Genomic DNA, 13,006 nt, shown 5'->3' with positions numbered 1-13,006 from the left:
CTCATGACGAACGACAGCCACGGCTTCTCCACGCGCGCCATCCACGACGGGCAAGCATTCGACCCCACCACCGGCGCGGTGATCCCGCCGGTCTACCTGACCACCACCTTCGTGCAGAAGGCGATCGGCGACCTGCGGAACGGCTACGAGTACACCCGCGGCACCAACCCCACCCGCGACGCGCTGCAGGTGCAGCTCGCGAGCCTCGAGGGTGGCCGGCACGGGCTGAGCTTCGCATCCGGCCTTGCGGCTGAGGATGCGCTGCTGCGGTCGGTGCTGAAACCCGGCGACCACGTGCTCATGGGCAACGACGTCTACGGCGGCACCCACCGGCTCGTGAGCCGCATCCACGTGCCGTGGGGCGTGACGCTGAGCACCGTCGACGCGTCGGACATCGACGCGGTGCGGCAGGCGCTGCGGCCGGAGACCAGCGTGCTCTGGCTGGAGACGCCGAGCAACCCGCTCATGCGCATCTCCGACATCGCCGCGCTCGCCGAGCTCGGCCACGCCGCCGGAGCGCTCGTGGTGGTCGACAACACCTTCGCGACCCCGTACCTGCAGCAGCCCCTCGCACTGGGCGCCGATGTTGTCGTGCACTCCACCACCAAGTACCTGGGCGGCCACTCCGACGTGCTCGGCGGCGCGGTCGTGCTGAACGACGATGAGCTCGCCGAGAAGGTCGGCTTCATGCAGTTCGCCGCGGGCGCGGTGTCCGGTCCGCTCGACGCCTGGCTGACCACGCGCGGCATCAAGACCCTGTCGCTGCGGATGGATCGCCACTCGCAGAACGCGCAGGCGATCGCGGAAGCGCTCGTCGGGCATCCGAAGCTCGAGCGCGTCTACTACCCGGGCCTCGCCGACCACCCCGGCCACGACATCGCCGCGCGCCAGATGCGCGGATTCGGCGGCATGCTGTCGATCGCGCTGGCCGGCGGTGCGGATGCCGCACGCCGGTTCGCCGAGGCGACCGTACTGTTCCAACTCGCCGAGTCGCTTGGTGGGGTCGAGAGCCTGGTCAACTACCCGGCCGAGATGACCCACGCATCCGTTCGCGGCACCGAGCTCGAGGTGCCGGCGGGCGTCATCCGGCTGTCGGTCGGCATTGAGGACGCCGCCGACCTGGTCGACGACGTCCTGACCGCGCTCGCCTAGCTCTCGGCACGCGGACCGGTCAGCTGTGGCCGGATGGCGAGGGTCAAGCCGACGAGCAGCTGCGTCACGACGACGGTCGTGATCATCGCGAACCAGGACGGGTTCTCGGCGTTGTCGGTGAGCATCATCACCGGGAACACGACCAGCGGCCACGACTGGGAGGCAAGCGGAAGGTAGCGGGCGGGACCGCGCCACCGACCGGCTGCGACGACGCCGACGCTCACCACGAAGATGCCGATCATCGCGATGAACCAGGTGAGCTCTGCGAGCTGTACGGCCTCACCGGACACCGGGATGAACTGCGCCGCCATGGCTGCGATCACGATCGCCGTGGCCGCCGCCGCGATCGACCGCCAGGCGACGCTGTCGCCGACCGCGCCGGTGCGCCACATGATGAGCAGCAGCACGAGGGTGCTGGCCTGGAAGCCGACCGATGCGATGTCGCCCGGCAGCGGCGTGCCGACACCGGCCGGCCATGGCAGGTTGATCACCACGGCGAACGCCGCCACCAGCGCGACGATGATCGCACCGCCTAGTCGGACCAGCGCCAGAGACAGGGTGGGGGAAGGTGGCCGGATGGGGTCGACGGCCTGGGTCAAAGCGGGGGCCGGGAGTTTGACAGTGTTCATGGGCGTCCTCAATGTTCGTAGGTCGCGGCGTCCATCGCCGGTGCCACAACTCTTGAGCCTGACCGTCCCGTGCGCACAGGGCCAGAACTCACCGGGTTCACCCGCGGAATGTCCCGAGCATCCGGGACAAAAGCCTCCTGACAGGCGGGTGCACGACCTGTCACGATGGTCGCTATGAAGGAGAAGTCGGCACGCGTCGTCGCGATGGTCGGCTTTTCACTGTCGCTGTCTCTCTGCGTGCTGGCAATCGCGCTCGAGGTCATGATCGTCCAACTCGGCCAGGAGGGTGCGGTCACGCCGGGCTGGGCGGGGGCGCTGCCCGGGTTCGCGCTGGCGGTCACCGGTTCGGTGCTCATGTGGCGCATCCCGTGGCATCCGATTGCCACCGTCCTCCTCTTCGCCGGAGTCGGGCAGAGCTTGTTCGGCTTCTGCGCGGCCTGGATCAACTACGCGGTGTCCGGGTGGTGGGAGGCGCCGTTTGCCCCGGTGGCCATGGTCGTCACGCAGAACTTCTCGGCCTGGGCGATTCTTGCCATCCCGTTCGCCCTCCTGCTGTTCCCCAATGGCACCCTTCCCGCGGCGCAGCCCTGGCGGTTCGTCGCCGCCGCTGGGTCGGTCGCACTCGTCGCCGCTGCCCTGATCTACGCGGCGGCGCCGGCCAGAGAATCGTGGGAGACGTTTGGCAGGCCGGATCTGCGCGTGCGCAGATGGGACAGCGACTGGGGCATCCAGCTGCCGGATGGTGTCTGGGCGTTCGTCTTCTCCTGGGTGTCGGCGCTCATGTTCGTCGGCATCGCATGCGCGGCGATCTCGCTGATCGGCCGCCACCTCGGCGCGGACAGCCAGGGCCGACAGCAATTGCGGTGGATCTCGTGGTCCGGCGTGATCTATTGCCTTTCGCTGGTCAGCGCCTTTCTCTGGCTGCCCTACATCGTCGGACAGATCCTGATCACGCTGGCCGCGACCGTCGTGTGTGTGGCGATCCTCGTCGCCGTCACGCGCTACCGGCTGTACAGCATCGACAACGTGATCAGTTGGACGCTGGTCTACGCGATCCTTGTGGTGAGCGTCGTCGCTGTCGACCTCACCCTGGTCGCCCTCGTCGGCGGACTGGTGACCAACCAGTTCATCGCCATGGTGTCCGTGCTGGTCGTGTTCGTCGCCTACGCGCCGCTTCGCGAGCGGTTGTTGTGGACGGTCGGCCGGCTGGTCAACGGACGTCGCGGCGACCCGTACGGTGTCATCTCCTCGCTGTCGCGACGGCTGGAGGGCGCAGAGGATCCGGACGACCAACTCATGCACATCGCCCGCACCGTAGCCGACACCTTCGCGTCGCCCTACGTCTCCGTCTCGATCGCCGGCGGCGATGGCAGCCGACTGGTTGCGGTCCATGGAGAACCGACCGCGACCGCGCAGGCCATGCCGCTCACCTATCGGGGCAAGACCATCGGCAGGCTGGAGCTCGCGCCTGGGCGGCGCCGGATGACCCAACGTGACGAGCAGCTGCTCGCGGACCTGGTGCGCCAGGCCGCCGCTGCCGTGCGGGCGACCGCGTTGAGCGCGGAGTTGCAGTCGATCCGCGAACAGCTCGTGCTCACGCGCGAGGCGGAACGGCACCGGCTGCGCCGCGACCTGCATGACGGGTTGGGCCCGGCGCTCGCCGCCGCGAAGCTGCGCATCGAGACCGCGAAGAACGTGCTGGAGCAGGGCCCCGGTGCAGCCGGCATCCTGCTCGACGCCGCCGCGCAGGAAGTCTCCTCCGCCATCACCGACGTCCGCCGGGTTGCGCACGATCTCCGCCCGCCGGCGATCGACGATCTGGGCCTGATTCGGGCAACCGAGCAGCTGTGTGATCGGTTCGGCGCGAGCTTTGACGTGATCAAGGTGCCGGACGCCCTCCCCCCGGCAATCGAGGTCGCCGCCTACCGGGTCGTGGCCGAAGCGCTGACCAACGCGCACCGGCACTCCGGCGGAAACCGGCTCGCGGTGCGCCTGGAGCGGTTGCCGCGCTCGCTCGTGGTCGAGGTCAGCGACAACGGAATCGGAATCCCGGGTGACGCCGCGGCGGGGGTCGGACTGCGATCGATGCGCGAACGCGCAGAGGAGATCGGCGGCTCGTTCACCGTCACCAACCGCGAGGGCGGCGGGACCGTAGTTCGCGCGGAATTGCCGCTCGCAGCTGCAGAGGAGAAGGTAGATGCCTGACATCAGGATCGTGCTCGTCGATGACCACCCCGTCTACCGGGATGGCCTCGGCGCGCTGCTGGGCTCGATCGACGGCCTGACGGTCGTCGCCACAGCGAGCGACGGTGCGGAGGCGATCGAGACGGTCGCCTCCCAGAAGCCCGACGTCGTGGTGATGGACGTGCAGATGCCGGTGATGGACGGCATCGAGGCGACCCGTCGCATCCTGCAACGCCAACCGGAGCTCGGGATCGTCGTGCTGACGATGTCGGAGGATGACGAGACGGTGTTCGAGGCGATGCGCGCGGGGGCGCGGGGTTACCTGCTCAAGGGTGCAGGCCAGGACGACATCTCGCGCGCCATCCGTTCGGTCGCGGGCGGCGACGCGGTGTTCGGGCCGGGCATCGCGGTGCGCATCGGCGAGTACTTCGCTCGGGTCGACAAGGGCGGGCTGGCGAATGAGGCGTTCCCGCAGCTCACCGCCCGGGAGCGCGAGATCCTCGACCTGATCGCGGCGGGGCGCACCAACGGCCAGATCGCGCAGACGCTGTTCCTGTCGCCGAAGACGATCCGGAACAACGTGTCGAACATCTTCGCGAAGCTGCAGGTCGCGGGTCGCGCTGAAGCGGTGATCGCCGCGCGAGAGGCTGGCCTCGGCCGCTAGGGGATGTCGCTTGCTGCCTCTTCCAGCGGCGAGGACGGCTGTTCGCGCTGAGTCGCGATCGCGGTGCCCGCTGAGACGCAGACGATGCCGATCGCGAGCAGCTGGAGCGCGCTGAGCGACTGCCCCAGCACGATCCAGCCGGCGAAGGTGGCGAGCACCGGAGCGAGCGCGGTGATGATCGAGTACAAACGCGGAGTGATCCTGCGCAGGACAAGATTGTCCAGGCTGTACGGGATGGCGGAGCACAGCACGCCGACCACCACCAGCAGCCAGATCACTCCCCAGTCGAGCGTCCCGTAGTCGATGGTCAACGTCCCGATCGGCAGGGTCAGCACGAGCGCGACGACGCTCGCGATCGCCAGTCCCTCGAGGCCGCGGTATTGCTGCGCCACTCGCCTCGTCAGCAGGATGTATGCGGCCCAGCCCACGCCGGCGGCCAGTCCCATGACGACGCCGAACGGGTCGAAGTCGCCCTCAGGGCCGACCAGCAGGTAGACGCCGATGCCGGCGCCGATCGCACACAGCACGTCGAGGAAGCGACGGGATGTCGCGAGCGCGATGGCCAGCGGGCCGAGAAACTCGATGGTGACGGCCGGGCCGACGCCGATTCGGCCGACCGCCTCGTAGAACGCCAGGTTCATCCCGGCGAGCGCGACCCCGAGCGCGAGTGCTGGCCAGAGCTCGGTGAGTGAGCGTCCGCGCATCCGGGGTCGGGTGACCGGCAGCAACACGATCATGGTGACCAGCTGTCGCCCGGCGACCACCGCGGCGCTGCCGACGACCGGGATGATGAGCCCGGCGATGGACGAGCCGAAGTTGACGCTCAGCTGCGAACCGAGCTGCATGCCGGCGCCGACGGCTCGGTCGCGTTGGGAGGTCACGAGCAATCAGCGTACGGCTTCGTTGGCCCACCGGCTGCGGGCCGCCCTACGATGGACGTTGCGCCGAGCTTGGCACCATCAGTCACCGATGTGGCAGAAATCCGCTCGTCCGCGCATTCCTGCCATCCGAGAATCGAATCATGACCCGCACTATGGACGCCGCGCCAACCCACACCGCTACCGGCACCGTCGGCCTCTGGCAAGGCTCCGCGCTCTACATCGCTTCCGTGCTCGGCACCGGAATCCTGGTGCTGCCCGCACTCGCCGCATCCGTCGCCGGGCCGGCTTCGATCATCGCGATCACCGCGGTGCTCGTGCTGTCCATCCCCCTCGCAGGCACCTTCGCCGCACTCGCCGCCCGGTACCCGGATGCCGGTGGCGTCGCCACCTTCGTCCGGCGCGCCCTCGGCAACACCGCCGCCCGCGCGGCCGGCTACTGGTTCTTCTTCGGCGTCGGGGTTGGGATGCCGGTCGTGGCCGTCCTCGGTGCCGCCTACATCGTCGGCGTGGTCGGCGGACCGCGCTGGGCGGTCGTGCTCGTCGCGGTGGTGCTGCTGGTCCCGCCGTTCCTGTCGAACCTGTTCGGGGTGCGGGTCTCCGGCCGCGTGCAGCTCGTGCTCTCCGGCCTGCTGGTCGTGATCGTCGTCGGGGTCATCCTGGTGACCGTTCCCGCTGCGGACGCCGACAACTTCCAGCCGTTCCTGCCGCACGGTTGGGCCGGCGTGGGCGCCGCCATCAACCTCTTCGTCTGGGCGACCGCAGGCTGGGAGGCGGTGACCCACATCGCCGGGGAGTTCCGCAATCCGCGCCGCACCATCCCGTTCGCCACCGCGATCGCGATCCTGGCGGTCGGCGCCGCGTACCTCGGTCTGCAGGTGGTCACGATCGCGGTGATGGGCGTGGATGCCTCCAAGAGTGACGTGCCGCTGCTCGACCTGGTTGCCACCACCGCACCGGGCATCGGCCCCATCTTCGTCGCCTTCATCGCCGGGGTCGTCGCTGTCGGCGTGCTGAACCTCTATGTCGGAGCGTTCGCCAAGCTGGGCGCGTCGCTGGGTCGCGATGGCGACCTGCCGCGCTGGATGGCGGCGGGCGCTGAGACCGGGGGAGTGCCGCGCCGCGCGCTGCTCGTCGTCGCCGGGGTGGGCGTTGTCTACATGGTCGCGCTCGTGCTGGCCGACCTGAACCTGACCTCGTTCATCCTGATTCACACCAGCTGCATGGTGGCGATCTACGGGGTGGGCATGGCCGCGGCGGTTCGGCTGCTGGACCGGTACTCGGTGGGCTGGTGGCTCGCGGTGATCTCCTGCGTGCTCGTGCTGGGCCTGCTCGCGCTCGCCGGTTTCAACCTGGTGTGGCCGGTCGGGCTCGCGACAGCGGCCGTCATCGTCACCGTCGTCAAGCGCCGCTCGCGGGCGCTGACGCCGCCCGATATCGCTGCCGGATGACACTCCGGTAGTCGCTGGCCGGTGCCGCGGCCAGTTCCACCGGCCAGTCGGGCCGCTCCCCGGTGAGTGCCCACGCCGCCTGCACGGCCGCGCCGGACGCGACATACTCGCCGGGTGTCGGAACGGCTACGGGCAGGTCGAAGACCTGGCTGGCCACCAGCTGGACCGCCGGATTCTGCGCGGCGCCGCCGATCAGGAGGATCCTGTTCGCGCCCACTCCGGCGTTCAGGATGGCGTCGACCCCATCGGCGAGGCCACACAGCATTCCCTCGATCGCCGCACGGGCGAGGGCCGGCCTAGTCGTGGACGCGAGAGTCATCCCGGTGAGTCGCGCCGTCGCATCCGGCAGGTTGGGAGTGCGCTCGCCCTCAAAGTACGGCGTCAGCACCAGTCCGGCCGACCCGGGTTCCGCCTGCAGCGCGAGCCGGGCGAGGCCGTCGTGGCCGACGTCAAGCAGGCCCGCGATCGCATCCAGCACGCGCGCGGCGTTCAGGGTGACGACGATCGGGAGGAAGCCGCCCGCGGCATCCGCGAACCCGGCGATGGTGCCGGTTTCATCGCGCACCGGATGCTCGGTGACAGCGAACACGGTGCCGCTGGTGCCGATCGAGACGACCAGATCACCGGTGCGGGCGCCGAGGCCGAGCGCGGCGGCGGCGTTGTCGCCGGCCCCGGCCGCGACCACCGCCCCGTCCGGCAGCCCGCCTGAAAACGAAGGAGACCCGCCCGCGACACGCCGCGATCCGTGCGCGGAGAGCACCTCCGGCAGCAGAACTCCTGCATTTTCAGTGCGGCGGAGGGCGAGCGCGAGGAGGTCGCGGTCGTAGCGGCCGGATGCGGCGTCGAAGTACCCGGTGCCGCTCGCGTCGGAGCGGTCGGTGAAGAGCTCGTCGAGGCGCGGACCGAGCGCGCTCTCGGCGCGCGGCCCAAAACCGCGCAGCCGCCAGCTCAGCCAGTCGTGCGGCAGCGCAACCGCGGCGATACGGGCAGCGTTCTCCTGCTCGGCGTCGGCGAGCCAGCGCAGCTTGGTGATCGTGAACGACGCGACCGGCACTGACCCGGTCCGCCGCACGAACTCCGCATGCCCCACCTCGGAGACCAGGTCCGCGGCTGCCCCGGCAGACCTGGTGTCGTTCCATAGCAGCGCCGGGCGGACGACCTGGCCGGCGGCATCCAGCGCCACCAGGCCGTGCTGCTGACCGGCGATCGAGACGGCGGCGACATCGGCGAGGCCGCCCGCGTCGGCGACAGCCGACAGAAGGGCCGTCCACCAGGCATCCGGGTGCACCTCGGTGCCGACCGGATGCGGCGCTCGACCGGTCCGCACGATCGTCCCCGTGTCGAGGTCGCGGATGACGACCTTGCAGCTCTGGGTGGATGAGTCGATTCCGGCGACCAGTGTTGAGGGCATGAAACAAGTGTGGCCGACCGACTGCCGGAGCCTGTGCCTGATTGTTTGCCCGACCACCCGCGTCGATAGCGCCACCGGACCTAGCCTGAAGGGATGCAGGGACGGGAGTCGACGCGCAAGGCGAGCTGGATCACCCGCCACTGGCCGCTGGTCAGCGGTCTGGTCGCGGTGGTACTCGCGGTGTTGCTCGGCGTGCTCGTCTTCGTGCGCCACAACCAGCCGCTGCTGCTCGACACCGAGTGGATGAAGGAGATCCTCGAGGACCGGGTGCCGTACCTGGAGGTCCCCGCGCTGTTCCTCAACTTCATCGGCGGGGGCTGGGTGGCCCACACCCTCGTGCCGCTCGGCATGGTCGCCGTGCTCCTCGCGCTCCGGATGCCGCGGGCGGCGCTCTATTTCGCGATCGCGCTGCTCAGCAGCGTCGCGGTCGTTCAGGGGCTGAAGGCCGTGTTCGGCAGGCCACGACCGGAGGAGATGCTGGTGCCGAGCGACTTCGGATCGTTCCCGAGCGGACATGTGGCCAACGCCGCCACGCTCGCGGTGGCGCTCGCGATCATCTTCGCCCGAACCTGGGTGTGGGTTCTCGGCGCGGCCTATGTCGCCGCCATGGCCTGGAGTCGCACCTACCTCGGTGTGCACTGGCTCAGCGACACCATCGGCGGCGCACTGATCGGCGCCGGAATTGCGGTAATCGTGTGGGCACCGTTCGCCATACGACTGAATCACGAGCGAGAAGCCCGATTCGCAACTGATTCCGTGTCGACCCCCGGGTGAGTTGTGGGTAGGTTGCCTCCTATGAGGATTCTCTTGGTTGGTGCCGGCGGCGTCGGAAACGCGATCGCGAAGATCGCTGCCCGGCGCGACTTCTTCGAGGCGATGATCGTCTCCGACTACGACCTGGCGCGGGCAGAGTCGACCGTCGCCTGGATCGAGGAGCGGCACGGACCGCAGAACGGACGGTTCGTGGCCGCCCGGATCGACGCCTCGAACCCGGACGACGTCGCATCCGTCGCGCGGGAGAATAACGCCACTCACGTGATGAATGCCGTCGAGCCGAAGTTCGTGCCGACCATCTTCGCGGGCGCGCTCGCCGCCGACGCAAACTACCTGGACATGGCGATGAGCCTGTCCGAGCCGCATCCGGTCAACCCGCACGAGGAGACCAACATCAAGCTGGGCGACGACCAGTTCGCGCAGGCAGCGGACTGGGAGCGAGCCGGGCGGCTCGCGGTGGTCGGCATCGGCGTCGAGCCCGGGCTGAGCGACGTCTTCGCCCGGTACGCGGTCGATCACCTGTTCAGCGAGGTAGACGAGCTGGGGACCCGCGATGGCGCCAACCTGGTGGTGCGCGACGAGGCGGGCAACGAGATCTTCGCGCCCAGCTTCAGCATCTGGACCACCATCGAGGAGTGCCTCAACCCGCCGGTGGTGTGGGAGAAGGACCGCGGCTGGTACACCACCGAGCCGTTCAGCGAGCCGGAGGTGTTCCATTTCCCGGATGGCATCGGCCCGGTTGAGTGTGTCAACGTCGAGCACGAAGAGGTGCTGCTGATGCCGCGCTGGCTAGATGCCAAGCGCGTCACCTTCAAGTACGGGCTCGGCGCCGAGTTCATCGGCATCCTGAAGACGCTGCACCAGCTGCACCTCGACTCGACCCTGCCGGTCCGGGTGCGCTCGGCCGACGGCCCGGTGATGGTCGCCCCGCGCGACGTCGTCGCCGCCGCCCTGCCCGACCCTGCCACCATCGGGCCGCAGATGACGGGCAAGACCTGCGCGGGAGTGTGGGTCACCGGCAAGGGCAAGGACGGCAATCCGCGCGAGGTCTACCTGTATCACGTCGCCGACAACGAGTGGACGATGGCCGAGTACGAGTCCCAGTGCGTCGTCTGGCAGACCGCCATGAACCCGGTGATCGCACTCGAACTGCTGGCGCGCGGCAGCTGGTCCGGGGTCGGGGTGCTCGGTCCCGAGGCGTTCGACGCCAAGCCGTTCCTCGACCTGATGGCGCGCACCGTCGCTGAAGGCGGCTACGGCCAGGCCTGGGGGCTCGAGGAGCGACTCTGACCGCAGACAGGAGCGGCGGTTGTCGCAAGTCATCCGCACCGGGTGACGATTGAGGGCTCACCGGCGCGCATCCTGACCGGGTGAACAATTCGTCATCGTCTCCAGTAACCTCCGACGATCCCGCCCGATTCTTCGAAGAACTCGGGGCACGCGGGAACGAGCCGTTGTTGCGCAAGGTTGCCGGCAGCATCCGGTTCGAGATTGTCGATGGTGACAACGCGGACTCGTGGATGGTGGTCGTTGATCACGGCCAGCTGACGGTCACCCGGCAGTCCGGATCAGCCGATTGCACAATCCGCGGCGATCGATCGACCTTCGAAGACCTGGTCGCCGGCCGTACCAACGCCAACGCGGCGGTGCTGCGTGGCGCGCTCGCCGCGCGCGGCGACGTCGAGCTGCTCGTGACCATTCAACGCATTTTCCCCAGCCCGCCTCCCGGATGGGATCCGACAGCAGAAACGAGGGGCGGCTCATGAGCGAGCTGATCAGCATCCTGAACGGCAACACCTTCGTGGTCAGCGATGAGGTCGGCGACGTCGAGGCGTCGCCAACTGACCCGACGGGGCTGTTCTCCTTCGACACCCGGTTCCTGTCCAAGTGGGTACTCACCGTGGGCGGGGAGCGGCTCACCTCGCTGTCGACCGATAACCTGCAATATTTCGAGGCCCGGTTCTTCCTCGTGCCTGGGGTCGGCAGTGTCTATGTGAACGCGACCATGTCGGTCATCCGGCAGCGCTCGGTTGGCAACGGCTTCACCGAGGTGCTGTCGATCCTGAACCACGATGACGAGGCAGTCGAGCTCACGGTGCAGATCGACGCGGATGCCGATTTTGCCGACCTCTTCGAGGTGAAAGACGCGCTGAAGAAGAAGGGGTCGTATTCCAAGCGGGTGGAGGGCGATGGGCTCCACCTGGCCTACGAACGCGACACCTACCACCGAACGACGGCCATCTCGTCGTCCCAGGAGTGCACAGTGGACGAGAACGGGTTGACGTTCACGATCACGATCGGCCCACACGAGACCTGGAAGACCGAGCTGGATGTCGCTATCGGAGTGAGCGCACAGCACGTCGAGGGACAGGGGCGCTCGCTCGCGGAGCAGGCGAGGCGGCCGATCCCGGACATGGCGCTTGGTCTCAGCCGCTGGCTGGAGGAGACACCGCGCCTCGGTTGTGACTGGGAGACCCTGACCAGGACCTACCAGCGCAGTCTCGTCGACCTTGCGGCACTGCGGTTCTCGCCGCTGACTGCCGGACGAAACAGCCTGCCGGCGGCCGGGCTGCCCTGGTTCATGACGATGTTCGGCCGAGACAGCATCTTCACCAGCCTGCAGGTGCTGCCGTTCAGTTCCGAATTGGCAGCCACGACGCTGCGGCAACTGGGGTTGCGACAGGGAACCAGGGTCGACGACTTCCGGGACGAGGACCCCGGCCGCATCCTGCACGAGGTGCGTTTCGGTGAGATGACCGCGTTCGAGGAGCGCCCGCACTCTCCCTACTACGGCTCGGCCGACGCCACCCAGCTGTACGTGATCCTGCTCGACGAGTACGAACGGTGGACGGGCGACACCGAACTCGTGAAGGAGTTCGAGTTCGAGGCACGCGCCGCGTTGCACTGGATCGACAGCTACGCGGACCTGCAGGGCAACGGTTACGTGTCGTATGAGCGCCGCAACGCCGATACCGGCCTGGAGAACCAGTGCTGGAAGGACTCGTGGGACTCGATCTCATTCCACGACGGCAAGCTGCCCGGGTTCCCCCGGGCAACCTGCGAGCTGCAGGGGTACGCCTACGACGCCAAGATGCGCGCCGCCCGGCTCGCGCGCGAGGTGTGGGACGATCCGGAATTCGCGACCGACCTGGAGAAGCAGGCCGCGGACCTGAAGCGACGCTTCAACCAGGACTTCTGGGTCGCCGACGGCGAGTACTTCGCCCTAGCCCTCGATCCGGACGGGCGGCAGGTGGATGCGCTCACCTCGAACATCGGCCACCTGCTGTGGAGCGGCATCGTCGACGACTCGAAGGCCCAAGCCGTCGTCGACCACCTGATGAGCGACCGGTTGTTCTCCGGCTGGGGCATCCGCACCCTCGCCGTAGGGGAGGCCCGGTACAACCCGATCGGCTACCACAACGGCACCATCTGGCCGTTCGACAGCTCGTTCGTCGCGTGGGGGCTGCGGCGCTACGGCTACAAGGACGAGGCTGCGCTGGTGGCGGCAGGCATCCTGGAGGCGTCTCGCTTCTTCGACGGCCGGTTGCCGGAAGCGTTCGGCGGCTATCCGAAGTCGATGACCAAGTTCCCTGTGCAGTACCCCACCGCGTGCAGCCCGCAGGCGTGGTCGACCGGTGCGCCGCTGCTGCTGCTGCGCACGATGCTCGGCCTGGAGCCGATGGACGGTCACCTGATCGTGGATCCGGCGCTTCCGGCGAACATCGGCCGGCTCGAGCTGCTCGACATCCCCGGCCGGTGGGGCCGGATCGACGCCTTCGGCCGTGGCCGCGTTGACACGTCGCGCGTGACCGACGCCTAGCGCCCCCTGTTGTGCAGGACTGTTGCGGCGAAACGAAGGTACT

11 protein-coding genes are annotated in these 13,006 nt (G+C 68.6%); 8 read left to right on the top strand and 3 right to left on the bottom strand.

Annotated elements, in window-relative coordinates:
- The first annotated feature begins 3 nt into the window (after positions 1–3).
- Entirely contained in the window at positions 4–1,152 is a 1,149-nt protein-coding gene (locus IRG63_RS02875) for a cystathionine gamma-synthase (protein ID WP_193509185.1), read from the top strand.
- On the opposite strand, the gene IRG63_RS02870 is transcribed toward IRG63_RS02875, so the two are convergent.
- Complete coding sequence (locus tag IRG63_RS02870) at positions 1,149–1,781, bottom strand: hypothetical protein (protein WP_193509184.1); 633 nt, start codon at positions 1,779–1,781, stop codon at positions 1,149–1,151. The genes IRG63_RS02875 and IRG63_RS02870 overlap by 4 nt on opposite strands.
- A gap of 174 nt (positions 1,782–1,955) precedes the next feature.
- Here IRG63_RS02870 and IRG63_RS02865 point away from each other — a divergent pair, with 174 nt between their 5' ends.
- Both IRG63_RS02865 and IRG63_RS02860 read left to right on the top strand, forming a co-directional pair.
- Complete coding sequence (locus IRG63_RS02865) at positions 1,956–3,986, top strand: ATP-binding protein (protein WP_193509183.1); 2,031 nt, start codon at positions 1,956–1,958, stop codon at positions 3,984–3,986.
- Entirely contained in the window at positions 3,979–4,629 is a 651-nt protein-coding gene (locus IRG63_RS02860; RefSeq protein ID WP_168625738.1) for a response regulator transcription factor, read from the top strand. Before IRG63_RS02865 ends, IRG63_RS02860 begins: the two co-directional genes overlap by 8 nt.
- Here the strand turns inward: IRG63_RS02860 and IRG63_RS02855 are convergent.
- Complete coding sequence (locus tag IRG63_RS02855; protein ID WP_370566163.1) at positions 4,626–5,510, bottom strand: DMT family transporter; 885 nt, start codon at positions 5,508–5,510, stop codon at positions 4,626–4,628. The two genes, IRG63_RS02860 and IRG63_RS02855, sit on opposite strands and share 4 nt — an antisense overlap.
- A 140-nt stretch (positions 5,511–5,650) precedes the next feature.
- Between IRG63_RS02855 and IRG63_RS02850 the strand changes: the two genes are divergently transcribed.
- On the top strand, positions 5,651–6,958 hold the full coding sequence (locus IRG63_RS02850) for an APC family permease (RefSeq protein WP_193509182.1): 1,308 nt from the start codon (positions 5,651–5,653) through the stop codon (positions 6,956–6,958).
- On the opposite strand, the gene xylB is transcribed toward IRG63_RS02850, so the two are convergent.
- Positions 6,909–8,369 carry a xylulokinase gene (gene xylB, locus IRG63_RS02845; RefSeq protein ID WP_193509181.1) on the bottom strand — a complete coding sequence of 487 codons (1,461 nt, stop codon included), beginning with the start codon at positions 8,367–8,369 and terminating at the stop codon, positions 6,909–6,911. The two genes, IRG63_RS02850 and xylB, sit on opposite strands and share 50 nt — an antisense overlap.
- A 93-nt stretch (positions 8,370–8,462) precedes the next feature.
- Here xylB and IRG63_RS02840 point away from each other — a divergent pair, with 93 nt between their 5' ends.
- The 4 genes from IRG63_RS02840 (at position 8,463) to IRG63_RS02825 (ending at position 12,963) form a co-directional block, all read left to right on the top strand.
- Positions 8,463–9,143, top strand: a complete 681-nt coding sequence (locus IRG63_RS02840; RefSeq protein WP_193509180.1) for a phosphatase PAP2 family protein — start codon at positions 8,463–8,465, stop codon at positions 9,141–9,143.
- A gap of 21 nt (positions 9,144–9,164) precedes the next feature.
- Positions 9,165–10,433, top strand: coding sequence for a saccharopine dehydrogenase family protein (locus IRG63_RS02835; protein ID WP_193509179.1), 1,269 nt, complete (start codon positions 9,165–9,167; stop codon positions 10,431–10,433).
- 80 nt (positions 10,434–10,513) lie between these two features.
- The gene (locus IRG63_RS02830; RefSeq protein ID WP_168625733.1) at positions 10,514–10,909 is read left to right on the top strand and encodes an SCP2 sterol-binding domain-containing protein; all 396 of its coding nucleotides are present in this window, start codon (positions 10,514–10,516) and stop codon (positions 10,907–10,909) included.
- Positions 10,906–12,963: an amylo-alpha-1,6-glucosidase gene (locus tag IRG63_RS02825; RefSeq protein ID WP_193509178.1), complete on the top strand. Its 2,058-nt coding sequence runs from the start codon at positions 10,906–10,908 to the stop codon at positions 12,961–12,963. Before IRG63_RS02830 ends, IRG63_RS02825 begins: the two co-directional genes overlap by 4 nt.
- Positions 12,964–13,006 lie beyond the last annotated feature (43 nt).

This window comes from Cryobacterium sp. BB736 (genome assembly GCF_014980265.1).
GTDB lineage: Bacteria > Actinomycetota > Actinomycetes > Actinomycetales > Microbacteriaceae > Terrimesophilobacter.
The sequence above is the reverse complement of the archived record's forward strand: the minus strand, read 5'-3'. Positions and strand labels throughout refer to the sequence as shown.